At 59.8% G+C, this 26,192-nt stretch carries 29 protein-coding genes; 14 read left to right on the top strand and 15 right to left on the bottom strand.

Annotated features, from left to right (window positions below; all coding sequences use genetic code 11):
- The first annotated feature begins 161 nt into the window (after positions 1-161).
- Positions 162-722, top strand: a complete 561-nt coding sequence (locus DBP26_RS12950; RefSeq protein ID WP_108240321.1) for a nitroreductase family protein — start codon at positions 162-164, stop codon at positions 720-722.
- 105 nt (positions 723-827) lie between these two features.
- Here the strand turns inward: DBP26_RS12950 and DBP26_RS12945 are convergent, their stop codons facing one another.
- The 6 genes from DBP26_RS12945 to DBP26_RS12920 form a co-directional block, all read right to left on the bottom strand.
- Positions 828-2,153, bottom strand: a complete 1,326-nt coding sequence (locus tag DBP26_RS12945) for a HAMP domain-containing sensor histidine kinase (protein WP_108240322.1) — start codon at positions 2,151-2,153, stop codon at positions 828-830.
- A gap of 105 nt (positions 2,154-2,258) precedes the next feature.
- Positions 2,259-2,693 (bottom strand): Spy/CpxP family protein refolding chaperone, encoded by a 435-nt coding sequence (locus tag DBP26_RS12940; RefSeq protein WP_108240323.1) that lies wholly within the window; start codon positions 2,691-2,693, stop codon positions 2,259-2,261.
- A gap of 234 nt (positions 2,694-2,927) precedes the next feature.
- Positions 2,928-3,605, bottom strand: coding sequence for a response regulator transcription factor (locus DBP26_RS12935; RefSeq protein ID WP_108240324.1), 678 nt, complete (start codon positions 3,603-3,605; stop codon positions 2,928-2,930).
- 7 nt (positions 3,606-3,612) lie between these two features.
- The gene (locus DBP26_RS12930) at positions 3,613-4,032 is read right to left on the bottom strand and encodes a translation initiation factor 2 (protein WP_108240325.1); all 420 of its coding nucleotides are present in this window, start codon (positions 4,030-4,032) and stop codon (positions 3,613-3,615) included.
- Between the two features lie 146 nt (positions 4,033-4,178).
- Positions 4,179-4,478 carry a YciI family protein gene (locus DBP26_RS12925; protein ID WP_108240326.1) on the bottom strand — a complete coding sequence of 100 codons (300 nt, stop codon included), beginning with the start codon at positions 4,476-4,478 and terminating at the stop codon, positions 4,179-4,181.
- Between the two features lies 1 nt (position 4,479).
- Complete coding sequence (locus DBP26_RS12920; protein ID WP_108240327.1) at positions 4,480-5,088, bottom strand: septation protein A; 609 nt, start codon at positions 5,086-5,088, stop codon at positions 4,480-4,482.
- A gap of 65 nt (positions 5,089-5,153) precedes the next feature.
- Here DBP26_RS12920 and DBP26_RS12915 point away from each other — a divergent pair, with 65 nt between their 5' ends.
- The 8 genes from DBP26_RS12915 to arfB all read left to right on the top strand — a co-directional run bounded on the left by DBP26_RS12915 (position 5,154) and on the right by arfB (position 12,150).
- Positions 5,154-6,014, top strand: coding sequence for a PHP domain-containing protein (locus DBP26_RS12915; protein ID WP_108240328.1), 861 nt, complete (start codon positions 5,154-5,156; stop codon positions 6,012-6,014).
- A 13-nt stretch (positions 6,015-6,027) separates the two neighbouring features.
- The gene (locus DBP26_RS12910; RefSeq protein ID WP_108240329.1) at positions 6,028-6,660 is read left to right on the top strand and encodes an L-threonylcarbamoyladenylate synthase; all 633 of its coding nucleotides are present in this window, start codon (positions 6,028-6,030) and stop codon (positions 6,658-6,660) included.
- A 116-nt stretch (positions 6,661-6,776) separates the two neighbouring features.
- On the top strand, positions 6,777-7,475 hold the full coding sequence (locus DBP26_RS12905) for a ScpA family protein (RefSeq protein ID WP_177411051.1): 699 nt from the start codon (positions 6,777-6,779) through the stop codon (positions 7,473-7,475).
- 17 nt (positions 7,476-7,492) lie between these two features.
- Positions 7,493-8,284 (top strand): SMC-Scp complex subunit ScpB, encoded by a 792-nt coding sequence (gene scpB / locus DBP26_RS12900; protein WP_108240331.1) that lies wholly within the window; start codon positions 7,493-7,495, stop codon positions 8,282-8,284.
- A 97-nt stretch (positions 8,285-8,381) separates the two neighbouring features.
- Complete coding sequence (locus tag DBP26_RS27290; RefSeq protein ID WP_256600452.1) at positions 8,382-8,573, top strand: DUF1289 domain-containing protein; 192 nt, start codon at positions 8,382-8,384, stop codon at positions 8,571-8,573.
- A gap of 184 nt (positions 8,574-8,757) precedes the next feature.
- A complete protein-coding gene (gene rluB, locus DBP26_RS12890; RefSeq protein WP_108240333.1) occupies positions 8,758-9,903 on the top strand; it encodes a 23S rRNA pseudouridine(2605) synthase RluB in 1,146 nt (381 codons plus the stop codon).
- A gap of 255 nt (positions 9,904-10,158) precedes the next feature.
- A complete protein-coding gene (locus tag DBP26_RS12885; RefSeq protein WP_108240334.1) occupies positions 10,159-11,583 on the top strand; it encodes an amino acid permease in 1,425 nt (474 codons plus the stop codon).
- A gap of 153 nt (positions 11,584-11,736) precedes the next feature.
- Positions 11,737-12,150: an alternative ribosome rescue aminoacyl-tRNA hydrolase ArfB gene (gene arfB, locus DBP26_RS12880; RefSeq protein WP_108240335.1), complete on the top strand. Its 414-nt coding sequence runs from the start codon at positions 11,737-11,739 to the stop codon at positions 12,148-12,150.
- A gap of 51 nt (positions 12,151-12,201) precedes the next feature.
- Here the strand turns inward: arfB and DBP26_RS12875 are convergent, their stop codons facing one another.
- From DBP26_RS12875 to phhA, 6 genes are all read right to left on the bottom strand, one after another.
- The gene (locus DBP26_RS12875) at positions 12,202-13,416 is read right to left on the bottom strand and encodes an MFS transporter (RefSeq protein WP_108240336.1); all 1,215 of its coding nucleotides are present in this window, start codon (positions 13,414-13,416) and stop codon (positions 12,202-12,204) included.
- A 177-nt stretch (positions 13,417-13,593) separates the two neighbouring features.
- Positions 13,594-13,773: a hypothetical protein gene (locus DBP26_RS12870; RefSeq protein WP_108240337.1), complete on the bottom strand. Its 180-nt coding sequence runs from the start codon at positions 13,771-13,773 to the stop codon at positions 13,594-13,596.
- Positions 13,774-13,851: 78 nt separating this feature from the next.
- Positions 13,852-14,142 carry a hypothetical protein gene (locus tag DBP26_RS26860; protein ID WP_146749630.1) on the bottom strand — a complete coding sequence of 97 codons (291 nt, stop codon included), beginning with the start codon at positions 14,140-14,142 and terminating at the stop codon, positions 13,852-13,854.
- A 68-nt stretch (positions 14,143-14,210) separates the two neighbouring features.
- Positions 14,211-15,407: an amino acid aminotransferase gene (locus DBP26_RS12865; protein ID WP_108240338.1), complete on the bottom strand. Its 1,197-nt coding sequence runs from the start codon at positions 15,405-15,407 to the stop codon at positions 14,211-14,213.
- A complete protein-coding gene (locus tag DBP26_RS12860) occupies positions 15,408-15,764 on the bottom strand; it encodes a 4a-hydroxytetrahydrobiopterin dehydratase (RefSeq protein ID WP_108240339.1) in 357 nt (118 codons plus the stop codon).
- 15 nt (positions 15,765-15,779) lie between these two features.
- Positions 15,780-16,583, bottom strand: a complete 804-nt coding sequence (gene phhA / locus DBP26_RS12855; RefSeq protein ID WP_108240340.1) for a phenylalanine 4-monooxygenase — start codon at positions 16,581-16,583, stop codon at positions 15,780-15,782.
- A gap of 279 nt (positions 16,584-16,862) precedes the next feature.
- Here phhA and DBP26_RS12850 point away from each other — a divergent pair, with 279 nt between their 5' ends.
- On the top strand, positions 16,863-18,416 hold the full coding sequence (locus tag DBP26_RS12850; RefSeq protein WP_108240341.1) for a sigma-54-dependent transcriptional regulator: 1,554 nt from the start codon (positions 16,863-16,865) through the stop codon (positions 18,414-18,416).
- A 123-nt stretch (positions 18,417-18,539) separates the two neighbouring features.
- Here DBP26_RS12850 and DBP26_RS12845 read toward each other — a convergent pair whose 3' ends face one another.
- Entirely contained in the window at positions 18,540-18,806 is a 267-nt protein-coding gene (locus DBP26_RS12845; RefSeq protein ID WP_108240342.1) for a DUF2790 domain-containing protein, read from the bottom strand.
- A gap of 448 nt (positions 18,807-19,254) precedes the next feature.
- On the opposite strand from DBP26_RS12845, the gene acs reads away from it, so the two are divergent.
- Positions 19,255-21,210: an acetate--CoA ligase gene (gene acs, locus DBP26_RS12840; protein ID WP_108240356.1), complete on the top strand. Its 1,956-nt coding sequence runs from the start codon at positions 19,255-19,257 to the stop codon at positions 21,208-21,210.
- A gap of 594 nt (positions 21,211-21,804) precedes the next feature.
- Here acs and DBP26_RS12830 read toward each other — a convergent pair.
- Together DBP26_RS12830 and DBP26_RS12825 are read right to left on the bottom strand one after the other, a co-directional pair.
- Positions 21,805-22,767 carry a hypothetical protein gene (locus DBP26_RS12830; protein WP_108240344.1) on the bottom strand — a complete coding sequence of 321 codons (963 nt, stop codon included), beginning with the start codon at positions 22,765-22,767 and terminating at the stop codon, positions 21,805-21,807.
- A 10-nt stretch (positions 22,768-22,777) separates the two neighbouring features.
- Entirely contained in the window at positions 22,778-23,266 is a 489-nt protein-coding gene (locus DBP26_RS12825) for a type VI secretion system tube protein Hcp (RefSeq protein ID WP_108240345.1), read from the bottom strand.
- 674 nt (positions 23,267-23,940) lie between these two features.
- On the opposite strand from DBP26_RS12825, the gene DBP26_RS12820 reads away from it, so the two are divergent.
- The 3 genes from DBP26_RS12820 to DBP26_RS12810 all read left to right on the top strand — a co-directional run bounded on the left by DBP26_RS12820 (position 23,941) and on the right by DBP26_RS12810 (position 26,192).
- Entirely contained in the window at positions 23,941-24,717 is a 777-nt protein-coding gene (locus tag DBP26_RS12820) for an ABC transporter substrate-binding protein (RefSeq protein WP_108240346.1), read from the top strand.
- A gap of 90 nt (positions 24,718-24,807) precedes the next feature.
- Entirely contained in the window at positions 24,808-25,497 is a 690-nt protein-coding gene (locus tag DBP26_RS12815; RefSeq protein ID WP_108240347.1) for an ABC transporter permease, read from the top strand.
- The gene (locus DBP26_RS12810; protein WP_108240348.1) at positions 25,494-26,192 is read left to right on the top strand and encodes an ABC transporter permease; all 699 of its coding nucleotides are present in this window, start codon (positions 25,494-25,496) and stop codon (positions 26,190-26,192) included. The genes DBP26_RS12815 and DBP26_RS12810 overlap by 4 nt, the downstream gene beginning before the upstream one ends.

Genomic DNA, 26,192 nt, shown 5'->3' with positions numbered 1-26,192 from the left:
GATCTGTGAGTGGAAAGGCGCTCATTCTACTCGCGGGCCAAGCGCTGTAAACCGAAGCACTTTCCGAGAATGATGTAAGAATGGCCTGTTACGTGGTCATTGACGTTCAAGAATCCGTCGTCGGCACTACAATGGCCCATCCATTCTCAGGAGACTCTTCAATGGAAGCGCTCGATGTACTGCTCAATCGTGTGTCCGTACCGCGGCTGATCGAACCGGCCCCGGACGCTGCCCAGCGTGAAATCCTCTTCGGGGCGGCTTTGCGGGCGCCTGACCATGGGGGGCTGCGGCCTTACCGCTTTCTGACCGTCGAGGGCGACGCGCGTCAGCGCATGGGCGACTTGCTGGCCGAAGCGTTGATCGAGAAGGGCGGGGGCGCGGATGAAAAGGCATTGGAAAAGGCCCGATTCGGCCCGCTGCGCGCACCGCTGGTGATGGTCGTCATCGCGAAACTGACCGACCATTTCAAAGTGCCCAAAAAGGAACAGGTCATCACTGCTGGATGCGCGGCACATGGCGTGTTGCTGGCCGCTTATGCAATGGGTATCGGTGCCGTGTGGCGCACCGGCGAGCTTGCTTATTCGCCCCATGTGGCAAAAGGCTTGGGACTGACCGCCGACGAAGAAGTCGTCGGATTTCTCTACCTCGGGACCCCTCAAAACCCGCCCCGGGAAGCGAGCAAGCCCGAGCTGTCCGCGTTCGTGAGTGCATGGCAGGGGTGAAGCCCCCTGCTGCCGGCGGACGGGGGGCGTCAGCGGTATGACAGCACTTCACTCATCGGCCATTCACCGGCGAATTCGGAAGCGGGCAACCTTCCAGAGCGAGGCTCAAATCTCCGGCGGCACCACGATGCTGGCGACGAACCCGCCTTGCGGATGGTTTTCGAACACCAGGTGCCCGCCGTGCTTCTCGGCGGCGCGTTTGGCGATGGCCAGGCCGAGGCCATAGCCTGGCGCCGTCTGGTTCGGCGCGCGATAGAACGGCTCGCCCAATTGCGCCAGCTGCTCGGCGCTGACGCCTGGCCCATGATCGCGCACGCTGATGCGCACGCCTTCGGCGGTCTGGTGAGCGCTCAATTCGATGGGCTGGCCAATCGGGTTGAAGCGCAGGGCGTTGCGCAACAGATTGTCGATCGCCCGTTCGAGTACGTTGGGCCAACCTTGAAGCCGTGCCTCGGGCGCGGCATCGACCACGATCGTCTGGTCAGTGCTGCTCAACTCGGTCTCGTCTTTCAGGTGGTGAAGCAGGCCCGGTACGTCCACCGCCGAAGCACTGCCCATGTCGGCGTCCAGTCGGGCCAGGGCTAGAATTTCACTGATCAGTTCTTCGAGGCGATCGCACTCGCGCGTCAACCGTGGCCAGAGTTTTTCGCGTTCAGCGGGCTCTGCGCGCTCCGCCAGCGCCAACGCAATGCGCAGGCGCGCCAGTGGCGAGCGCAACTCATGGGAAACATCGCGCAGCAGTTGGCGCTGGCTGACGATCAGGCTCTGCAACCGAGCCCCCATGCGGTTGAAATCATTGGCCAGCACGCCGAATTCGTCGCGCCGGTCCGCCAGGCGGGCGAGGCTGTTCTGCTGATAAGTGGTCTGACCCAGATCGTGCACTGCACCCCGTAGCCGACTGAGCGGGCGGGTAATCGAGAGGGTCACCAGCAGGCTGAAGAGGGTCAGGACGACTAGCGCGATAACCAAGGCACTGAGCGGCCACATCAGGCTCTGGCGGTGCCAGGCATCCAGTTCCGGGTGCGGGATGCGGTAGATCAGCAGGTAGGTTTCCTGGGTCTTGGGGCTGGTGTATTCCGCGGTGAGGCGGCGCCACGGAAGCGGGCGTTCGTCATCTTTCTGTTGACGCGCCTCGAACGCGGCCGCCCTTGGCGGAAACGTGCCAGGGATGACGGCCTCACCGCTGTCGTTCAATACCTGGACATCGAAGTGGTATTTGCGTTTGAGGTTCTGCAGATACTCTTGCGCCGGGCCTTCGCCCTGCTCTTCGTAAAGCTGCGTCCATTTCTGCGGCAGATTGTGCAGGCCGGGATGGCGGCTGAGGATCCAGGCATCCTGATTGAGCATGTGCCCCCAGAGGATCGACAGCCCGGCCACCAATGCGATCGCCAGCCAGAAGCTCGCGAGAATTCGCCAGAACAATGAACGCACGTAGAGCCCTCGATCCTGCCCCTGCACGAGGCGCGTTAAACAAGCATCCCGACACGCCGCGCAGGCGTGTCGGGTGGGGAGTTTACTGCCGCGGCCGCAAACCTGTTACTGGGTTTTTTGCGCTTTCTGCGCCTTCCAGGCTTCGAACTCGGCGCGTTCGGCGCGACGCTGTTCACGTTCCTTCTGCAACTGATCAAACGTCTTCTGCTGTTCAGGGGTCAGCATCGCACGGATATCGGCCTGGGTTTTCGCGTGCTTGGCTTCGATCTCATCCTTCATGGCCTTCTGGTCGGCGGGGGACAGTTTGGCCAGGTATTTCTGAGTGATTTCGGAACGGCCGCGCCATTGATCACCCATCAGCTTCCCGACCTGCTGACGCTGCTCGGGGGTCAGGTTCAGCCTGTCGAACGGCCCACGATGGTGGTGCATGCCCGGGCCATCGAAACCAGGGCCTCCCATCGGACCACCTTCTGGAGGCATGGCCATTGCGACGGTTGGCAGGGCTGCAGCGAACATCAAAGCCATCAGAGTCTTGCGCATGGTGAATCTCCTTGTCTCGGATCCGGCTCTGTGCCGGTTGTGGCCAGTTTAGGGAGATCAAGGTCAAGCGAGGTCAGGTGTGGGTAAAGCTTGGGTAAAGAGGGGGGTAGCACTGAGCTGACACTGGCTGCTTTTCGTAGGAGAGCGCTTGCCCGCCATTGCGATAGGGCGGATACGTCTGTGCCATCAGATGCCACGCAATCGCGGGCAAGCGCACGCCTACACGTCATCGCGTCAAACCGTGTAGTAATAGCCGCGGCTACGTAAGGCCACGATGCGCGGCCTGCCATCGGCATGCGGGCCAATTTTCTTGCGCAGGTTGCTGACGTGCATGTCCAGGCTGCGGTCGTAGAGGGTCAACTTACGGCCCAGCGCCAGTTGTGCCAGCTCCTGTTTCTCCAACGGCTCCCCAGGCTGTTTCAAAAGCGCCTCGAGCAGACGGGCCTCGGAAACGGTGAGGGTGAACTCCTGATCGTCGATGGTCACCACGCCACGGGCCGGACTGAAGCACAGGTCGCCCAGTTCGATCTGGCTCGACACGGCTGCCGGGTGACTGCGGCGCAGCACCGCGCGCAGGCGGGCAGTCAATTCTCGAGGGTCGCAGGGTTTGGCCAGGTAATCGTCCGCGCCTAGCTCCAGGCCCAAAATGCGGTCGAGTGGTTCCCCGCGGGCCGACAGCATCAGCACGGGCAGATCGGGGTGGTCGGTGCGTAATTGCTTGAGCAGTTCCAGGCCGCTGCCGTCGGGAAGCATGACGTCCAGCACCACGGCTGCGGGAGCGGAATCGGCGAGCGCCTTGCGGGCGCTCTGGCCGTCATGGCATGCCTGGACCGCAAACCCTTCCTGGCTCAGCCAACTGCTCAGGAGCTCGCACAGCTCCTGGTCATCATCGATAAGTAACAGCTCGCTCATGACTCACTCAATTTAGCCATTGCCGACGCTGTCTACGCCAGCCGCTGGCAAAGATACCGCACAGCAGGGCGACCACTGCAACGCCGCCCCCCGTCACGAACCATTGTTGTTGCTCGGTCAGCACGCGCGCAGGCATGACTGATTGCGCTTCTTTGAGCTGCAATTTCAGCCTTTGGTTCTCCTGACGCAGGCGACCTAGTTGAATACTTTCGCGTTCTGCATCGGCATTGTGCAGTTGGCGCGTCAATTCTTCACGTTGCTTTTCGCTCTGCGCCAGTCGCTCCCGCAGTTCCACCAGTTCGCTGGCTGCAGGGGGGAGGGGCTGCGCAGGGTCGAAGGCATCGCTGGACTCCTCCGCTCGAACGTCGAAACTGATTAGCGAAACGGCCAGCGCGGCCGCCAGCACACACCATGGACGTGGACGCATCTGCTCTCCTGACTAATCTCGCGGCGCAGGGTCAGCGCGCCGGGTTCATGGGCATTTGTCAGGGTATCGGCACGGCAATGCGAATAATGAGCAGTCAGGTCCGACAGGCGCGAACCCGGCCGTGCACGTGTCCTTTGCAGAGAACGCTAGGGCAGGACTTGCTTGAACGGCTTTACTACGACGTGGTCGTAGACACCCGCTTTGATGTACGGGTCCGCATCGGCCCAGGCCTGTGCGGCATTCAGTGATTCGAACTCGGCGACGATCAGGCTGCCAGTGAAGCCGGCCGGACCAGGGTCGTTGCTGTCGATGGCAGGCAACGGGCCCGCCAGGACAACTCGGCCTTCGTTTTTCAGCGCAGTCAGGCGTTCCAGGTGAGCAGGTCGTGCCTCAAGGCGTTTATCCAGCGAGTTGGCGACATCCGTTGCTACGATGGCGTAGAGCATTTCAGTCCTCGGTTTTTTTGGTGGAAGGCTCTGTCGATGCGTCCGCATCGCGAATATGACGGGTCAGGAAAATGCCTTGCCCAATCAGGAAAATCAGGGTCATGCCCAGGCTGCCGAAGACTTTGAAATCGACCCAGAAGTCTTGGTAGGTGAAGGCGACATATAGGTTCGCCGCACCACAGAATAGAAAGAACACGATCCAGGCGATGTTCAGCTTCGTCCAGATGGCCTGGGGCAGGGTCAGCGCGTGGCCCATGATCCGTTGGATCAGCAGGCGGTCACCGATGAAATGACTGCCAGCGAAAATCAGCGCGAACAGCCAGTTGACCACAGGAGCTTTCCATTTGAGGAAGGTTTCACTGTGAAAGGCGAGGGTCAGGCTGCCGAACACCAGGCAGGCGATGAGGGTCAGCCATTGGCTTTTCTCCAGCTTGCCCTGACGCACATACAGCACACCATAGACCACGATGGAACTGGCGATGAGCATTGCGGTGGCGCTGAAGATCCCGCCAACCATGAAGCTGTGACCCATGATATCGACGGCTTGGGGGCTGATTTTATAGACGACGAAGAACAGGATAAGCGGGATGAAATCGATGAATTGTTTCACAGTGAGAGCCAGAAGCTGGATGTGACGGCATAATAACAAACATCAATGACTGCGAAAGCGCCCCTATGAATGTCGACCTGCACTGTCACAGCACCGCCTCCGACGGCGCGCTTGCGCCTTCGGCGCTGGTCGCCCGCGCCTTCGAGCACGGTGTCAGAGTGCTCGCGCTGACCGATCACGACACCATCGAAGGCCTCGAAGAGGCCCGCACCGCGGCGCATGCATTGGACATGCAACTGATCAACGGCATCGAGCTGTCCTGCGCCTGGGGCGGCGCCACCATCCACATTCTGGGTTACGGCTTTGATGTCGATGCCCCGCCATTGCGGGAAGCCATTGAGCAATTGCACAGTGGACGCTGGCTGCGGGCCGAGGAAATCGGCCGCAAATTGGCGATGAAAGGTATGCCTGGTGCGCTGGAAGGCGCGCGCGCCGTTCAGAGAGCTCTTGGGGACAGCGGAAACGCACCGGCCCGACCTCACTTCGCCGATTTTCTGGTCAATGAAGGCTTCGTCAAGGATCGCGCCGAGGCCTTTCGCAAATGGCTGGGTGCAGGCAAGCTGGGCGATGTGAAGCAGCACTGGCCGACGCTCGAAGACACGGTCGCCACCTTGCGAGCGGCCAACGCCTGGGTCAGCCTTGCCCATCCATGGCACTATGATTTCACTCGCAGCAAACGTCGCAAGCTGGTTGCGGATTTCCTGCAGGCCGGGGGCCAGGCAATCGAAGTGGTGAACGGCTTGCAACCCGCCGATCAGGTGGGCAGCCTGGCCATCCTGGCTCGGGAATTCGGCCTGCTGGTGACCGCGGGAAGCGACTTCCACGCCCCCGGCGCCTGGTCCGAAATAGGCGTCTACCGTCCATTGCCGGAGGATCTGCCGTTGTTATGGCGGCGATTCACACATGACCCGTCCACTGCCGTCTGAACAGGAAACTACCGTGAGTCAATTTTTCCAGGTCCATCCGGAGAACCCGCAGGCGCGCCTGATCAAACAGGCCGTGGACATCATCAAGCGCGGTGGCCTGGTGGTGTACCCGACCGATTCGTCCTATGCGCTGGGTTGTCAGATGGGTGACAAAAACGCTGTCGAGCGTATTCGTCGTCTGCGGCAGCTGGACGATAAACACAATTTCACCCTCATGTGCTGCGACCTTTCGCAATTGGGGTTGTTCGCGAAGGTCGACACGGCGGCATTTCGGGAACTCAAGGCGCATACGCCGGGGCCGTACACCTTCATCCTCAATGCCACGCGGGAAGTCCCGCGCCTGGTGCTTCACCCGAAACGCCGCACCATTGGCTTGCGGGTCCCGCGTCATCCAGTCGCGCAGGCGTTGCTGCAGGAACTGGGCGAGCCGCTGATGAGCGTGAGCCTGATCATGCCGGGGGAAGACTTGCCGATGAGCGATCCCTACGAGATGCGCGAATTGCTCGAGCATCAGGTCGACCTGATCATCGACGCCGGGCACGGTGGCGTATCCGCGTCCACGGTGGTCAACCTGTCCGAAGGTGAGCCGCAGGTCGTCCGCGTCGGCTGTGGTGATCCAACGCCTTTCGGGGTCGCTGTCGAGTGACCGAGGCTCAAGCACTGGACCCCCAGGCGGGCGCCCAGCAGGAACTCCCATTCGCCGTGGTCTATGGGCAGGCCGTCACGCAAATGCCGGTCGACCTGTATATCCCACCCGATGCGCTGGAAGTGTTTCTTGAGGCCTTCGAAGGGCCGCTCGATCTGCTGCTGTACCTGATTCGCAAGCAGAACATCGACATCCTCGATATCCCGGTCGCGGAGATCACACGCCAGTACATGGGCTACGTCGAGTTGATGAAAACGGTGCGTCTAGAGCTGGCGGCCGAGTACCTGGTGATGGCGGCCATGCTCGCCGAAATCAAATCACGAATGTTGCTCCCGCGCTCGGAAACCGCCGAAGAGGAAGAGGACGACCCGCGTGCCGAACTGATTCGCCGCTTGCAGGAGTACGAGCGCTTCAAGGCGGCCGCCGAGGCTATCGATGAATTGCCTCGTGTCGGCCGCGAAGTGGTGGTGCCCAAGCTCGATGCGCCGCAGGCGCGGGCGCGCAAGCTGTTGCCGGATGTCGCGCTGGAAGAGCTGCTCATGTCCATGGCCGAGGTGTTGCGCCGGGGGGACATGTTTGAAAGCCATCAGGTGAGCCGGGAAGCGTTGTCCACCCGCGAGCGTATGAGCGACGTGCTTGAACGGTTGAAAGGCGCGGGTTTCGTCCCCTTTGCCGAGTTGTTCACGGCAGAGGAGGGGCGACTGGGTGTCGTCGTGACGTTCATGGCGGTGTTGGAACTGGTCAAGGAGCAACTGGTCGAGCTGGTGCAGAACGAGCCGTTCGCTGTCATTCATGTACGGGCGCGAGCCGAGTAATAAGCAAGAGCGAATTGATGAACCTCAACGACCCCCGTGAACTCGCCCCTCTGCTTGAAGCCTTCCTGTTGGCGTCCGGCAAACCGCAATCGCTCGAGCGGCTCTACGAGCTGTTCGAAGAAGGCGAACGCCCGGAACCGGCGGTGTTCAAGAAGGCCCTCACATTGTTGGGCAAATCCTGCGACAACCGCGCGTTCGAGCTGATGGAAGTGGCGTCCGGTTATCGCCTGCAGATTCGCGAGAAATTCGCGCCTTGGGTGGGGCGCCTTTGGGAAGAACGACCGCAACGCTACTCGCGCGCGCTGCTGGAAACCATGGCGCTGATCGCCTATCGCCAGCCGATCACAAGGGGAGAGATCGAGGATGTACGGGGTGTGGCGGTCAACAGCAACATCGTCAAGACGTTGATGGAACGCGAGTGGATCAGGATCGTCGGCTACCGTGACGTGCCGGGCAAACCGGCGATGTTCGCCACCACCAAGGCATTCCTTGATCATTTCAACCTCAAGAGCCTGGAGCAATTGCCACCCTTGGCCGACTTGCGTGAGATGGAGGCCGAGCCCGTGCTGGAGTTCGACGACGCGCCGGTGCCCGACCATCTGCAAGCCATGGCGGACGCCACGTTGGCTGAAGAGGGCGAAGCCGAGCCGGAACCGCCTCGGGACGAAACCAGCTTCCGCAGCCTGCTCGCCGAACTGGACACCATGGAGCAGGGTCTTAAAACCGACTTCGATGACCTGTTGCCCGATGAGGCCGATAAAGTCTCTGAATTGGAAGATTCGCCGCCAGACGACCAAGATCCACGCTGATGGCGTGGGCTGCGAGAGCGTGTGTCTCGCCCCTGGGCCGTCGAGCACCGGCGGAAGCCCCCTTCAGCGCAGCGAAACAATTCACCAGGTCTCTCACGTGAGCACGAAAGATCCCTGCATCAGCATTTGCAAATTCGATGACGACATCTGCCGCGGCTGCGGGCGCAGCAAGCGGGAGATCAAGTCCTGGAAGAAAATGGACAAGGACGAAAAACGCGCCGTGCTGGCGGCGTCGGCAGCGCGCCTGAAAGACATGAAGAAGGCCGCCGGTCGGCGGAAAAAGAAATAAGGCGGACATTTTCATCTAGTCTCTGATGCGCGACGTGCGCCATGGGCGTATGATTCGCGGCCTTTTGGCGAACCTCACTCGCCAAGACATTTCAGTTTCAGCCCACGCTCTGGCCTTCAGAGTCGGGCAACAGGCCATGCCCGCTCGCGCATGACCCTGATTCGACACACCGGGAGGTGCCCAGATGAGTGAACAAGACAAGCAAGAAACCGAGATCCGCCCTGCAGGCGAGAAGCTGCAGAAAGTGCTGGCGCGGATCGGCGTAGGGTCGCGTCGTGATGTCGAAGCCTGGATCGGCGAAGGCCGGATCAAGGTCAATGGCGTCGCGGCCACCCTGGGCCAGCGCGTCGACCTGCACGATGCGATCACGGTCGATGGCCGAGTGATCAAGCGTGAGGAAGGGGCCGAAACGGTCCGTCGCGTGATCATTTACAACAAGCCGGATGGCGAAATCTGCACCCGCGACGACCCGGAAGGCCGTCCAACCGTGTTCGACCGCCTGCCGCGCCCGAAAGAAGGCCGCTGGATCAACATCGGTCGCCTGGACATCAATACCACCGGTCTTCTGATGTTCACCACCGACGGTGAACTGGCAAACCGCCTGATGCATCCGTCGTTCGAAATGGACCGTGAATACGCCGTGCGCGTGCGCGGCGAGGTCGATGACGACATGCTGTTGCGCCTGAAGAACGGCGTGATCCTCGAAGACGGTCCGGCGCGTTTCACCGATATCCAACAAGCGCCGGGTGGCGAGGGTTTCAACCATTGGTACCACTGCGTGGTGATGGAAGGCCGTAACCGTGAGGTGCGGCGTCTGTGGGAATCCCAAGGTCTGGTGGTCAGCCGCCTGAAACGCGTGCGTTTCGGTCCGGTATTCCTCAATTCCGACCTGCCAATGGGGCGCTGGCGCGAAATGAGCCAGCAGGAAGTCGACATCCTCAGCGCAGAGGTCGGCCTCAAACCTGTGGCGATGCCGCAGATGAACGCCAAGGCCAAAGACCGTCTGGAGCGCTTGCAGCGGCAACACTCCCGCCCGCTGAGCAAGAACGAGCGGGTGCGTCAGTTGCGTCCGGCGCGTGATGCGTCGTCGTCCGAAGCAGAGCGTCCTGCACGCAGCCCAGCCGACAGCGGGCGCCCCGCGCGTACGCCGCGCCCAGCGGTGGAAGGTCGTACCGGCGGCCGCGCGACGCCAGTGGCGGAGCGGCCGAGCGAGGTGGCCAAGCGGCCAACCAAGCCGAAAGCGACGCGTCCCGGCATCAAGCTGAGCGACGACAAAGCGCCTGCGAGCAAGCGCCGCGGTGCTCCCAATGGTCGCCGCAAGCCTGAATGACGCAGGTTTGAGCTAAAAAAACGCCAGTCCCTGTGACTGGCTTTTTTTTGGGGGACATCCTCCTACGCCCACGTAGGGTGGACATCGGTTCGGCACCGTCTGGTTTGGGGTGTACAATGCCGCGCGTTTTTTCTGTGATCCATGGGCGCCTGCGCGCCATCCATTCGGGGTTACCCACCTCGTTTCCATTCCGCTGCGCCATAAGCGCGTCGGGTTCGATTCCGTCACAGACAAGAACAATAAGGTGACACTGAAATGAGTGAACACATGTCCCATTCGGGTGACTTGAAGCGCGGCCTCAAAAACCGCCATATCCAGCTGATTGCCCTCGGTGGTGCTATAGGCACCGGGCTTTTCCTGGGATCTGCCGGGGTTCTCAAATCGGCCGGCCCGTCGATGATTCTGGGCTATGCCCTGTGCGGTTTCGTTGCCTTCATGATCATGCGCCAACTGGGCGAAATGATCGTCGAAGAGCCGGTCGCCGGGTCTTTCAGCCATTTTGCGCACAAGTACTGGGGTGGCTTCGCCGGCTTTCTGTCCGGCTGGAACTGCTGGGTGCTGTACATTCTGGTGGGCATGTCGGAATTGACTGCCGTCGGCAAATACGTCCAGTACTGGTGGCCGGAAGTCCCTACCTGGGCCTCGGCCGCGGTGTTTTTCGTGATGATCAACGTCATCAACCTGGCCAACGTCAAAGTGTTCGGCGAGACCGAATTCTGGTTTGCGATCATCAAGGTCCTGGCCATTCTGGGCATGATCGCTCTGGGCAGCTACCTGCTGGTCAGCGGCAACGGTGGCCCGCAGGCCTCGGTCAGCAACCTCTGGGACCGCGGCGGGTTTTTTCCCAATGGCGTCAGCGGGCTGGTCATGGCGCTGGCTTTCATCATGTTCTCGTTTGGCGGCCTTGAGATGCTGGGCTTCACCGCTGCCGAAGCCGATCAACCGAAAACCGTCATTCCCAAAGCCATCAATCAGGTGATCTACCGCATCCTGATCTTCTACATCGGTTCGCTTGGGGTGTTGTTGTCGTTGACTCCCTGGGATGCTCTGCTCACTGACCTCAATGCATCGGGCGATGCCTACAGCGGCAGCCCGTTCGTGCATGTGTTCTCCATGCTCGGCAGTACGACGGCGGCTCACATTCTCAACTTCGTGGTACTGACCGCCGCGCTGTCGGTGTACAACAGCGGCACGTATTGCAATGCGCGGATGCTGTTCGGCATGGCTGAGCAGGGCGATGCGCCGCAGTCGCTGGCGAGGGTGGATGAGCGTGGGGTACCCGTGCGGGCCATCCTGGTCTCGGCGGCCGTCACGCTGATTGCGGTGCTGCTGAACTACCTGATTCCGCAGGACGCGCTGCAGTTGCTGATGTCTCTGGTGGTTGCGACGCTGGTGATCAACTGGGCCATGATCAGCATCTCGCACCTCAAGTTTCGTCAGTACCTCATCAGCAAGGACCGCCAGCCAACGTTCAGGTCGCTCTGGTATCCGTTCGGCAATTACGTGTGCCTGGCCTTCGTGGTGATGATTCTGGTGATCATGCTGATGATTCCCGGCATCCGCATTTCGGTCTACGCGATCCCGGTCTGGCTGGTCGCGATGGGGCTGTTCTACATCGTCAAGATCCGGCGTCATGCCGAAAGCCAGTCGATGGCGCAACGCAATTCGATTATCAAGTAGTGTGGGGGGGCGCGCCGATGGCCCGGTGCGCATTCACTCCTGCGTAAAGCGTCGGCTGAAGCGACCGTTCTGCCGACGCTGACTCCCCGCCAGTGAAACCCTCCTCACCGAGCGGTGAAGGCCCTGATATGACGTCTCGATACGGGCAACCCCATGTTGATCATTTCCAACAACGTCCACCTGCCTGACCACGAAGTGGAACTGACCGCAATCCGCGCTCAGGGCGCTGGCGGGCAGAACGTCAATAAGGTCTCGAGCGCGGTGCATCTGCGTTTCGATATCAACGCATCGTCCCTGCCGTCATTCTATAAAGAGCGGCTGCTCGCTTTGCGTGACAGCCGCATTACCAGCGATGGTGTGATTGTCATCAAAGCTCAGCAATACCGAACGCAAGAACAGAATCGCGCGGACGCGTTGGAGCGGCTGACCGAGTTGATCGTCAGTTCGGCGAAGGTCGAGAAGAAACGCCGACCGACAAAGCCGACGCTGGGGTCGAAAACCCGTCGGCTGGAAGCAAAGTCCAAACGCGGATCGATCAAGGCAGGGCGGGGGAAGGTCGACTTTTGACGAGCTGTCGCGGGCCGCTCTTGGCCCTTGATCGGCGGCAGGTTCAGTTCCTCACAAACCCGTAGCCGTTTCTCGCATCACCTTCGCCTGTTTGTACAAGTAGATGCTCAATCCCAGCCCGCCCAGTGACGCCAGCGCCGCGAACAGGAATATCGAGGAAAAGCCAAAGCCTGACGCCACTGCCCCGGCCAGAGGGCCGGTGATACCCAGGGAAAGGTCGATGAACAGGGAGTACGCACCCACGGCGGCGCCACGGCTCGAAGCGGGTACCAGGTTGACCGCCTCGACCCCCAGCGCCGGAAACACCAGCGAGAAACCAAAGCCGGTCAGTGCCGCCCCGGCCAGCGCCAGGTTTGGATTGGGAGCCAACCACAGCAGCAGCAACCCCAGCGCTTCGACGGACAGGCAGGCAATGGCCACACGAAAGCCACCGATTCGGTTGATCATGTTGCCGAACAACAGCCGTGCACAGATGAAGCAGGCGCCGAACAGGCTCAGGCACAGCACTGCATTCGGCCAGGCGTGGCTGGCGTAATACAAGGTGATGAAGGTCGCGATGGTACCGAACCCGATTGACCCCAGGGCCAGCCCCGTACCGTGGGGCAGCACGCGGCCAAGCACATGGAGAAAGGGCATCCGTTCCCCGTGGACGATCGGGGCCGGTGTCTTTTTCCAGGCCAGCGAAATGCCCAGCGCCGCCAGGAGTATGATGCTCACCCCCATCGCCCACAGGCCTAGGGATTGGACCAGCAACACGCCCAGAGGAGCGCCGATCGCCAGCGCGCCGTAGCTGGCGATGCCGTTCCAGGAAATCACCTTCGCGGTGTTCCTGGCCCCGACCCGACCGATGCCCCAGCCTATCGAGCCGGAACCGACCAGGCTTTCCGCGCTGCCCAACACCAGACGACCGACGAACAGGCACACCAGGCTGACCATCGGCCAGGCATCGAGCCAGCCCGCGAGCAGCATGAACACCCCGCTCAGACCACAACCGAACAGCCCGATGATCACGGCCTTTTTGGGCCCCTTGTTGTCGATGATCTTGCCGGCCTGAGGGCGGCTGAGCAGCGTGGCGAGGTACTGCACGCTGATGACCAGCCCCGCGGTGACTGCGCCGAAGCCCAGGTCGGTGTGCACATACCCCGGCAGAACGGCCAGTGGAATCCCGATGTTCAAGTAACCGATGAAGGTGAAAAGGACGATGGAAACGACCTGCAGTGTGACGGCGATAGGGCGTTGGGGTGCGGCGCTTGAAGCGTCTGGCATGAGCAACAATCCACGATTACGGCTGGAAAGGAGGGGCGAGGGGGTAGAACTGAATGAATCGTAGACGCTTGAACGGCAAGCGGTGCCACATGATAACGAGGCTTTCCCGTTCGTGGCAGTCGAAGGTTGAACCTGAGGTGAATGGAAACTGGATCGCGTGGGGTCAGACGCTTCGGATCATTTAGCGGCGGGCGCCAGAAGCTGTGTCGTGACCAAGGCAGCCAGGGCATTTTCCAGGGTGCCGAAGCGAGCCAGCAGGGCCTGTTGTTTTTCTGGGGGTAAGCGGCTCCAGATCTCGATCATTTTCTCGGTGGTGCCGATCAGTGTTTGTGCCTGGGTGTCGGTAAATTCGGTCATGGTCCGTTCTCGAAGCCTGTCAGCCCTTATGGAAGTACGCCTGCGAGACGCTCTTGCATAGGGGCTGAGCGTCAGCCTTCAGCGTTGGCCTTGGGCTTTTTTGCTTTCACTCTTTTTTACACCCGCCTCCCGCTCGATCGGCTGACCGAGTTCACGACGGGCTGCTGCGCTTTGTTGGGTTTGGCTTGGGAAGGGGAAGTTCGGGATTTCGTGCATCGTCTGTCGCTCCTCACAAGTTGCTTGGTTCAGTCCGCTGAAGGTGCAGGTTACCCCATTCAGCGAACCTCCCTGAGCTGCCGGGCCGGCAGCGCGTCCATAAAACGCCACCGGAGGATACAGCACAACGGATGACAAACAGACGTTCAGCATGGCCGTTGGTCATGTAGTGGGCGTCTTGGCGCACAACCCGCCATCGACCTCGGCCTTACCCCGGCGATTCAGTCCCTGCACACCGCCGCGAACGCTGCCGCCAGCGCGTCCAGGCGGCTGGCATCGATGCCGGCGACGTTGGCCCGACCGGCGGCGACCATGTACACGCTGTGTTCTCTGCGCAGCCGAGCCACTTGGTCGTCGTTCATGCCGGTGTAGGAGAACATGCCCCGTTGCACGCCGATGTGTGCAAAGCGTTCGCCGAGCCCCAGGGGGGTCAGGGCCTCGACCAGCCCCTGACGCAATTGCGCGATACGGCTGCGCATGGCTTCCACTTCGTCCGCCCAGAGCGACTTGAGCTGCGGATCACCCAGAATCTCGGCCACGACTGCGGCGCCATGATCCGGTGGATTGGACCACAGGTTGCGGGCGGTGGCGGAAAGTTGGCTGCGGACATCGGCCAGTTTCTCACTGCTGTCGGCACACACCAGCAATGCGCCCGTGCGTTCACGGTACAGGCCGAAGTTCTTCGAGCAGGAACTGGTGATCAGCAGCTCCGGTAATTCGGCGGCGAACAGGCGCACGGCCCAGGCATCTTCGTCCAGCCCTTCGCCGAAGCCCTGGTAGGCAAAGTCGATCAGTGGCAGCAGATTGCGGCGTTTGACGATTTTCAACACTTCATGCCAGTCATCGTGACTCAGATCGAAACCGGTGGGGTTGTGGCAACAGGCGTGGAGCAGGACGACATCGCCTTCCGGAATCCTGTCCAGGGTGTCGAGCATGGCCGGTACGTTGAGCCTGTTGTCGCTCCCCACGTAGGGGTAATGGCTGACGTGCAAGCCGGCTGCGGCGTAGATGGTCTCGTGGATCGGCCAGGTCGGGTCGCTCAGCCAGATGCCCTTGCCCGGCAGGCAGTTGGCGATGAAATCGGCGGACAGGCGCAGGGCGCCGGTGCCGCCAGGAGTTTGCGTGGCGCCGACGCGCTGATGCCGGATCAGCGGAGAGTCAGCACCCATGACCAGTTCACAGATCAGCGTACCGAACCGCGGCTCGCCATGACCGCCGATGTACGTCTTGGTCGGCTGGGCGTCCACGAGGCGCTGCTCGGCCAGCTTGACGGCCCGGGGGATGGTGGTCAGCCCCTGCGCATCCTTGTACACACCGACGCCCAGATCGAACTTGTTCGGGTTCGGATCCTTGGCATACGCCTGGATCAGGCCCAGGATCGGATCATCGGGTACACGCTGAATCTGTGAGAAATGCATTTACTTACGGCCCTCGGCGCTCTTGGCCACCTCGTCAGTGCGGGCGGCCATGATGAAATCGTTGCGGTGCAACCCTTTGATGGAATGGCTCCACCAGGTCACGGTCACTTTACCCCACTCGGTCAGAATGCCTGGGTGATGACCTTCGGCCTCGGCAATTTCGCCGACCGCGTTGGTAAACGCCAGCGCAAATTTGAAATTCTTGAACAGCCAGGCCTTTTCCAGCTGCATCACGCCGTCCCGGACTTCGATGTTCCAGTCCGGAATCTGGCGCAGCAGCGTCGGGAGTTCGGCTTCGCTGACCTGCGGTGCGTCGGCGCGGCAGGCTTCACAGTGGTGTTGGCTCAGCGTGGTCATGATTGCAATCCTTGTTCAGACAGTAACGGGTTCGGAGGCCGGATTTTTTGGCGCGAAGCGGGGTGCATGAAGCCCGGCCTGCATGGCGGTTCGGACCATCTCCATGATGTCGGCATGGGCCAGATCGAACAGGCGCTTGAGGTCAGGCAGCACGAAGTAGAGCGGCTGCAGGATGTCGATGCGGTAGGGCGTGCGCATGGCTTCCACCGGGTCGAACGCCTGGTGCGCCGGTTCCGCCGACAGGCTGTACACGGTTTCCTTCGGCGAAGACAGGATGCCGCCACCGTAGATCCGGCGGCCGTGAGCGGTGTCCACCAGCCCGAACTCGATGGTCATCCAGTACAGACGGGCAAGATACACGCGTTGCTCTTTCGTGGCTGCCAGACCGAGCTTGCCGTACATGTGAGTAAATTCGGCGAACCAGGGGTTGGTCAACAGCGGGCAGTGTCCGAAGACTTCATGGAAGATGTCAGGCTCTTGCAGGTAGTCCAGCTCTTGCTCGGTACGGATGAACGTCGCCACAGGAAAACGCTTGTCGGCCAGCAGCTCGAAAAACGTCTGGAAAGGAATCAGCGCCGGAACACGGGCGACCTGCCACCCCGTGGCCGTGTCCAGCACATGGTTGATCTCGCGCAGTTGTGGGATTCGATCATGGGGCAATTTCAACTGCTCGATGCCGTCCAGGTAGTCCTGACAAGCTCGTCCTTCCACCACTTTCATCTGGCGGGTGATCAAGGTATTCCACACCCGGTGATCGGCCTCGGGGTAGTCGATGAAGCCGCTGGCGTCCGGTTCACGGGCGACATACTGCGTGCTCATGCTGCTCTCCTGTAGGTTTAATTGTTATCTGGAGCAAACGTGGCCGATGGCCCGCTTGTGGCTATAGATAGCGTCTTTTACGGCGATTCCGGATGAGGTTGGGGTCATCGGAGGCGGAAAACACCAAGTTCTCTGTAAAGAATTCCTGACGGAAGAAGTGTCGGCTTTTGGAATCGCGGGTAGCGAGCGCCCGTTTACGCCCCATCCTGTAACGGAAACTTGACGACGATTTGGCACCCGGCTCAAATCTTCTCGACACCTCCACCCGAGTGACTTTCCATGCGGATCAAAGTGCACTGCCAAAACCGCGTCGGCATCCTTCGCGACATCCTCGATCTCCTCGTCGCTTATGGCGTAAACGTGTCCGGCGGAGAAGTCGGGGGGGAGCGTGGGGATGCGATTTATCTGCGCTGCCCGAACCTGATCAACCTGCAATTCAAGGCGTTGGTGCCGAAGTTCGAAACGATTCCCGGGGTATTTGGTGTCAAGCGGGTAGGCCTGATTCCTAGCGAGCGTCGGCATATGGAGCTGAATGCGTTGCTGGGGGCGTTGGAGTTTCCGGTTCTGTCCATCGACATGGCAGGCTCGATCGTGGCGGCCAATCGGGCAGCGGCGCAGTTGCTGGGGGTGCGTGTCGACGAGGTGCCGGGTATACCCCTGTCGCGCTACACCGAGGACTTCGATCTGCCTCAACTGGTGCGAGCGAATCGTTCGCGGACCAATGGCTTGCGAGTCAAGGTCAAGGGCGACATCTTTCTCGCTGATATCGCACCCTTGCAGTCCGAGCACGAAGACAGCGAAGCCATGGCCGGAGCCGTGTTGACGTTGCACCGCGCGGATCGCGTCGGGGAGCATATCTACCAGGTACGCAAGCAAGAACTGCGGGGTTTCGACAGCATCTTCCAGAGTTCGAAACCCATGGCAGCGGTGGTCCGCGAAGCACGACGCATGGCGCCTCTGGATGCGCCGTTGTTGATAGAAGGGGAAACCGGAACCGGCAAGGAATTGCTGGCGCGGGCCTGCCACTTGGCGAGCCCGCGTGGCCAGGCGCCGATCATGGTGCTCAACTGCGCCGGGTTATCCGAGTCGATGGCCGAAACCGAACTGTTCGGGTACGGGCCTGGTGCTTTCGACGGTGCGCGGGCGGAGGGAAAATTGGGGCTGTTGGAACTGACGGCGGGCGGCACCCTGTTTTTGGACGGCGTCGGCGAAATGAGTCCGCGGCTACAGGCCAAATTGCTTCGCTACCTGCAAGAGGGCTGTTTTCGCCGTGTTGGAAGCGATGAAGAAGTCTTCCTGGATGTGCGAATCATCTGCGCGACGCAGGTGGACCTGTCCGAATCGTGCGCGCGGGGGGAATTCCGCCAGGATTTGTATCATCGGCTGAACGTACTGTCCCTGCACATTCCGCCGTTGCGGGAGTGCCTGGACGGTCTCGAGCCTCTGGTGCAGCATTTCCTCGACCAGGCGAGCCGGCAGATCGGCTGCCCGCTGCCCCGTATCGCGGTCGACGCGATGCGGCGGATGGAGCAATACCATTGGCCGGGTAACATTCGTCAGTTGGAAAATGCGTTGTTCCAGGCCGTTTCACTGTGCGAAGGCGGCCAGGTGAAGGCCGAGCATATCCGTCTGCCAGATTACGGCGCGCGCTCGCCATTGAACGACTTTTCGTTGGAGGGCGATCTGGAAGCCATTGTCGGGCGTTTCGAGAAGTCAGTTCTTGGTCAGTTGTATGGCCAATACCCTAGCAGCCGTTTATTAGGAAAACGATTAGGCGTTTCCCACACGACAATAGCTAATAAGTTGAAACAGTATGAAGTTGGGAATAAATAAAAGAGGCTTCGTTATTTACCTGTCACTGAAGCGCGAATGATTTCACGGCGGGCCGGCGGTGGCGTTGCAAGAACGCTGCCGCCGTCGGGCCGTACTGCCACAGGCGATGTCGCGTCAGGGCGGTCAGCCGTTGCTGCACCCGTTGCCCATCACCATGTACTCCATGATGTGACGCTGACCGCGGGAGTCTTCATAGGTCATGTGCTGCGGTACGACGGCACACACGTTAGGCGTATTGTCCACCGAAATGACCTTGGCGATGTCCGGATGGCTCGCGTAAGTGTAGTGCTCGATGCGTTGCTGTTGGGCAGCCACCTTCGCGCCCGATTCTTCTGCCATTGCCATGGCACTGAAACCACAAAGAGCCATTACCACCAGTGCAGCTTTCATTACAGGTTTCCTCTCAGTTGCTTCGTCAACTCGGTCGAACCGGAATTCTGTTCGGCAGGGTGCGCAAAACCCTTTTGGGGTTCTGTGTGAAGTCAGTTGTTACCAGGTTGGGTGAGTCGATCGACAAGCCGGAGTGGGGGGCGTTAGTTGTCAATCGTTTGCCGTGTTGGCGGAATGAAGTTTATGCCTCTGCCGGGCGGTTATATAGAAACCATTTTGATAAAGACTGTTATGCATTTCGGTAACAATCGTCGAAATGACGGAGTAAGGCGTTCGGTTCTCGTTCCTTGGTCGTAGTTCAAGCGGCAGGATTCGCCGAAAGGCGGGGCCTTTAGCGCTTTTCAGCGTTATGCTGAAGGCCGGTAAGACCATCGTCGAATGGCTTCCTGAGCCATCGGCGGATACAACGGGTCCATACAAAAACAACATTTCCACCGAGGTAAGAAAGATGAGTGCGGCTTCCCTGTACCCCGTTCGCCCTGAAGTGGCAGCCAATACGCTGACAGACGAGGCGACCTACAAGGCCATGTACCAGCAGTCGGTGGTCAACCCCGATGGCTTCTGGCGCGAGCAGGCCCAGCGCCTGGACTGGATCAAGCCTTTCACCCACGTCAAACAGACCTCCTTCGATGACCATCGTGTCGACATCAAGTGGTTCGCCGACGGCACGCTGAACGTTTCCTACAATTGCCTCGACCGCCATCTGGCCGAGCGCGGCGATCAGGTCGCGATCATCTGGGAAGGGGACGACCCCTCCGAGAGCCGCAACATCACCTACCGTGAACTGCACGAAGAAGTCTGCAAGTTCGCCAACGCCCTGCGCGGCCAGGATGTGCACCGGGGTGACGTGGTCACGATCTATATGCCGATGATTCCCGAGGCCGTTGTGGCGATGCTGGCCTGTGCCCGCATCGGCGCGATCCACTCCGTGGTGTTCGGCGGGTTTTCACCCGAGGCGCTGGCCGGGCGGATCATCGACTGCCGCTCTAAAGTGGTCATCACGGCCGACGAAGGCCTGCGCGGCGGCAAGAAGACTGCACTCAAAGCCAATGTCGACCGAGCGCTGACCAACCCCGAAACCAGCAGTGTGCAGAAAGTCATCGTGTGCAAGCGCACGGGCGGCGACATCGAATGGAACCGCCATCGCGATATCTGGTATCACGCGCTGCTGGAAGTGGCATCGTCCACGTGTGCCCCAAAGGAAATGGGCGCTGAAGAATCGCTGTTCATCCTGTACACCTCCGGTTCCACCGGCAAACCGAAAGGCGTTCTGCATACCACCGCCGGTTACCTGCTGTATGCCGCGCTGACCCATGAGCGCGTGTTCGACTACAAGCCGGGGGAAATCTACTGGTGCACCGCCGACGTGGGCTGGGTCACCGGCCACAGCTACATCGTCTATGGGCCGTTGGCCAACGGCGCGACCACGCTGCTGTTCGAAGGCATTCCGAATTACCCGGACATCACTCGCATGTCGAAAATCATCGACAAGCACAAGGTCAACATTCTGTACACCGCGCCGACTGCCATCCGCGCCATGATGGCCGAAGGCACCAAGGCGGTCGAAGGTGCCGATGGCTCCAGCCTGCGTCTGCTCGGTTCGGTCGGCGAACCCATCAACCCCGAGGCCTGGAACTGGTACTACAACACGGTTGGCAAGCAGAACTGCCCGATCGTCGACACCTGGTGGCAGACCGAAACCGGTGGCGTGCTGATCAGCCCACTTCCCGGCGCCACTGCGCTCAAGCCGGGTTCTGCGACCAAGCCGTTCTTCGGGGTGATTCCGGCCCTTGTGGATAACCTTGGCAACCTGATCGAAGGCGCCGCTGAAGGTAACCTGGTGATCCTCGACTCGTGGCCGGGGCAGTCACGGAGCCTGTACGGTGATCACGACCGTTTCGTCGACACCTATTTCAAGACCTTCCGCGGCATGTATTTCACCGGCGACGGTGCGCGTCGCGATGAGGACGGCTACTACTGGATCACGGGCCGTGTCGACGACGTGCTCAACGTCTCCGGCCACCGCATGGGTACTGCCGAGATCGAGAGCGCGATGGTCGCGCACCCGAAAGTCGCCGAGGCCGCTGTAGTGGGTGTGCCCCACGATCTCAAAGGGCAGGGCATCTATGTCTACGTCACCCTGAACGGTGGCGAGGTGCCGGACGAAGCCCTGCGCATTGAACTGCGCAACTGGGTGCGTAAAGAGATCGGCCCGATCGCCTCGCCGGACGTGATTCAGTGGGCGCCAGGCCTGCCGAAAACCCGTTCCGGCAAAATCATGCGCCGTATCCTGCGCAAGATCGCCACGGGTGAGTACGACGCGTTGGGCGATATTTCGACCTTGGCTGACCCAAGTGTCGTGGCGCATCTGGTCGAAACGCACAAGACCATGACGGCCGCCTGATAGCCCTCCTGCAATAAAAACGCCCCGTCCGGTGAGAGCCAGATGGGGCGTTTTTGTGATGTTGATCTTGAGCGCTGATCGTAGGCTTAGTCGTTGGTTGGCAATGAGAAACCTTGGCACTATGCCCTACGCGCTGCATAGCCTTTAATGTCCAGGGGTATGCAGGTAGCTTGGTCAATAGTTGCCTAGCCGCGTGTCTATCTCGTCTCTTATATCCGTAAGCCATCGACTATTGAGTGCCGCCGATGGCGTAGCAAAGTGCTGCCAGAAAAAAGCCGTTAATAAGAAGCCAAATATGGATTGTCCAAATACGCCTTCTCAAATGTTGAGGGATGTTCAAGTGAGCGTCTCTGGTGATGTCGCCTCGTCGATGCATGACTTTCGGCATATACATAATTGCGAAAATTATGCTAAGTCGCATCTGTCGGCCTATCACTCCTCCCTGCCACAGATTTCGGGTGGCGGTAACGCCCGCGCAGTCAGACAGATGGCTCTCTAGAATATCGATATTCTTGTAAGTGAACCACACCAGTACCGTGAGGTTGGCCCACGACGAAATCAACCAGATCAAACTAAGGACTATTACCGTCGGCATTATGGCCGCCACTCGTAAATTACTTCACCAACGTGCTCACCACCCCATTCACCGCCCAGACCTCCGGCATACCCACCTGTGGCAGCGGAGACAACCGCGCATCCGAGTGCACCCCAGCCCCCCGTAGGAACGCCAAATAGAACCATACAGAGCGGTGTCAATACCGCCGCTCCGATCGTACCTCCGACCATCCCTCCAGTGACGCTACCTACTAGCTTTGTCCCTTCAATATACTTCGCCTTTCTGCACACCTCCTCCCGACCAGTCGCGCAAGCCTCTTTGATCTCAAGATGAGTCGACAAGCCATTCAATCCAATCCCAATCGGCGTCCCCGCTTTCAGAAACCTGGAAGCCTTGGCGATACTTTCCAGACGTGCTGCATAACCCTGGATTTCTGGTGTGTGCAGGTAGCTTTTTGTCGATATGCCCAACATTTTCTTGATCGATCCTTTGTTGTGCATGCCCGTCCCCCAGCGGGCAATACCTTTTAACTGCGTATCAAGCTTGGAGAACAGCACACGACGCTGTGTAATGAATGTTTGTCGGGCGATTGTCGTGCCTTTTCTGAGGGAGTCCTTGTGAAGTTGTTCGATGTCCTTGAGCGTTTGTGCAACTTCACTCAGGTGTTTTTCCCAACTGCCGCTGGCAGCGCCGATGCCGAGCGAGCTGTAGTTCAGGACGTTTTGCAGCAGGTCATAATTCTTGACCACATGACCGTCACCCCCGGCCTGCTGTGCGAGCAGATGGCGCCGGACTTTATCGGCGTAGTCCATCATCTGCATCTCTTCGGCGGTCAGCGTGCTTGTCGAAAGGTCGCCCATGATGACCAATTGACCGGGCACGACCACGATATTGCGAAGGTGCGCATTGAGAACGTCGAATTTTTGATTGCCGCCCACCCGGTTTTTCAACGTGGCGTAGGTCTGCATCTGGTCGTTGATGAAGAAGTAAGGTCTGGCCATATCCGTCTTCTCAACTGAAGCGTTTGTTGGCGATACGATCCCAGCCGCCGGAAATGTTACCTGCGGCGGCGCCGTCGCTGCGTTTCTGTTGGGTGTACACGACATGGATGCGACCGAAGTTGATCTGTACCCGCTCCATCGGCTCGCCGCTTTCACCCTCTTGTGAGAAGTCGGAAATGATCACTTCTTCGAGCCTGACTTCGTAGTATTTGAGCTTGTCGCCCCCAGCTCGGTAGAGAACCAGTGTCAACTCTTTGATGTGCTCCCCCGAGCAACTGGCTTCAAAGAGGCGCGCGCTGGAAGTGTCCAGTCGTTTGCTGAAACTGAAGTCCGTGAGGGTCGCACGTCCCGAACCTGCTCCGCCGTTGGAGCTGGCGGTCGCCGAGGTGCTCTGATTGACGCCGAAGTTATACCCGGTGATTTCGATCCAGCCTTTGTGTCGATCATCCATCGATTCGCCGGCGATGCCATCGAGCTTGATAAATCCATCGAATGCCATACCACTACGTCCCTGCTGAGTTGAGAAGGGGCGAGGATAGAGGCTGCGCAGCGAGGTCTGAAAGCCTGATTTGACGTGCTTTTTGTATTCTCAGAAAGGTCTTACGCCGCCTGATTTCTTAACCTACAAAATGCGGAATTTCAGGTGCGTATCGTTGCGCATCATTCTGGCCTCACCAGGTGAAGCTGCAGGCCGCTCCCGACGTCATGGTTGGCAGTGGAGGCGGTGACGGGCCGAAAGAGGGATATATATCGATTTGTTACCGAGCGAGGCATCGCCGTAACCCTTTGCACGTACTTGGGGCCTAACACCCCGAGCGCTGTGCAATTCATCGCCCCAATCGACCCACTCGACACGCTGGACTTGCCGGATTAGAAGGCTTTGCCAATAATGGGCGCGTTATTTGCTTCGTTGATGGGTTTGCTGCCAATTGCCTATGCATGAAATGTCTGGGCTGTCAATTAGGTTGTCTGGCTTTCTCGGTGCTTCTGTAACTAGTTGTCGCATTGAAGAAATATCGACTTACCGCCTGCCGCTAAAATGCCGATCACTCGCCGAAGGCTTGTCGAACTCGAGACTCGACGGCGCTTCGCGTCGCAATGTCAAAGCTTCCTCTGCACATTGAGCGCTTCGCTCACTGCCACTTGTCGCGTTATACCGATGGAGTTTCAAGAATGAAAAAGCTCATGCTGCTCGGCGCCCTGGCGCTGTCCGTACTGGCACAGCCCGTTTTCGCCGATGAGAAGCCTCTGAAGATCGGCATCGAAGCGGCCTATCCTCCATTTGCTTCGAAAGCGCCGGACGGCAGCATCGTTGGCTTCGACTACGACATCGGCAACGCCTTGTGCGAAGAAATGAAGGTCAAGTGTGTCTGGGTCGAGCAAGAGTTCGACGGCCTCATTCCTGCCCTCAAAGTGCGCAAGATCGACGCGATCCTGTCCTCGATGTCCATCACTGAAGATCGCAAGAAGTCTGTCGACTTCACCAACAAGTATTACAACACTCCGGCCCGCCTGGTCATGAAGCAGGGTACTGTCGTCAGCGACGGCCTGACCGAAGTCAAAGGCAAGAACATCGGCGTGCAGCGCGGTTCGATCCACGAGCGCTTCGCGAAGGAAGTGCTGGCGCCACTGGGGGCCGAAGTCAAACCCTACAGCTCGCAGAACGAGATCTACCTGGACATCGCTGCGGGTCGTCTGGATGGCACAGTGGCGGATGCGACGCTGTTGCAGGATGGCTTCCTGAACACCGACGCGGGCAAAGGCTACGCGTTCGTCGGCCCTGCATTCACTGACGTCAAGTACTTTGGCGACGGCGTGGGCATCGCCGTACGCAAGGGTGACAAGGCCAATCTGGACAAACTCAACGCCGCCATCGCGGCGATCCGTGAGAACGGCAAATACAAGGCGATTCAGGACAAGTACTTCAACTTCGACATCTACGGCAAGTAAGTCGACGTCCGCACCCAATGGCGCACGCAGCAGGTTTTCGATCCTTCTGATTGCGCCATTTTTCTTTCCCGCGCTCGAGGGCCCCACTACATGTTGAAAGGCTACGGAGCCGTCATCCTTGACGGGGCATGGCTGACTCTGCAACTCGCGCTCTGTTCCATGGCGCTGGCCATCGTGCTCGGGCTGGTCGGCGTGTCACTGCGGCTGTCGCCAGTGCGCTGGCTGGCCTGGCTGGGCGACGTGTATTCGACGGTCATTCGTGGCATTCCCGATCTGGTGTTGATTCTGCTGATTTTCTACGGCGGTCAGGACTTGCTCAATCGCATCGCCCCGTTGCTGGGGCACGACGACTACATCGACCTGAATCCGCTGATGGCCGGTATCGGCACGCTGGGCTTCATTTTCGGTGCCTATCTGTCCGAGACCTTTCGCGGCGCCTTCATGGCCATCCCCAAGGGCCAGGCCGAGGCCGGCATGGCGTATGGCATGAGTCAGTCACGCGTGTTCTTCCGTATTCTGGTTCCGCAGATGATCCGACTGGCGATTCCCGGTTTCACCAACAACTGGTTGGTGCTGACCAAGGCCACTGCGCTGATTTCCGTCGTCGGTCTGCAAGACATGATGTTCAAGGCCAAGCAGGCCGCCGACGCGACCCGCGAGCCGTTCACGTTCTTTCTCGCCGTTGCGGCCATGTATCTGGTGATCACCAGTGTCTCGCTGTTGATCCTGCGTCAGGTCGAAAAACGCTACTCGGCGGGCGTAAGGGTGGCAGAGCTATGATTTTCGATTACAACGTCGTCTGGGAAAACCTGCCGCTGTACTTGAGCGGTGTGGCGGTCACCCTGAAGCTGCTCGCGCTCTCGCTGTTTTTCGGCCTGCTGGCGGCGCTGCCATTGGCGCTGATGCGGGTCTCGAAAGTGGCGTGGGTCAACGGGCTGGCCTGGACCTACACCTACGTGATTCGCGGCACGCCGATGCTGGTTCAGTTGTTCCTCATCTACTACGGGCTGGCGCAGTTCGAGGCGGTCCGAGAGAGCTTCCTCTGGCCGTGGCTGTCCAGTGCGACCTTTTGTGCCTGCCTGGCTTTCGCGATCAACACCAGTGCCTACACCGCGGAAATCATCGCCGGCAGCTTGAAGTCCACGCCTGCGGGGGAAATCGAGGCCGCGCGGGCGATGGGCATGTCCAAGGCCAAGATGTATCGGCGCATTCTGCTGCCCTCGGCGCTGCGCCGGGCGCTGCCCCAGTACAGCAACGAGGTGATCATGATGCTGCAGACCACCAGCCTGGCGTCCATCGTGACGCTGATGGACATCACGGGCGCGGCGCGTGACATCAACGCACGTTTCTACCTGCCGTTCGAGGCCTACATTACGGCGGGCGTGTTCTATCTGACCCTGACCTTCATTCTGGTGAAACTGTTCAAATTGGCCGAGCGCCGCTGGCTCGGTTACCTCGCACCGAGGAAGCACTGA

Origin of the sequence: Pseudomonas sp. RIT409 (assembly GCF_003052515.2) — a bacterium.
Taxonomy (GTDB): domain Bacteria; phylum Pseudomonadota; class Gammaproteobacteria; order Pseudomonadales; family Pseudomonadaceae; genus Aquipseudomonas.
The sequence above is the reverse complement of the archived record's forward strand: the minus strand, read 5'-3'. Positions and strand labels throughout refer to the sequence as shown.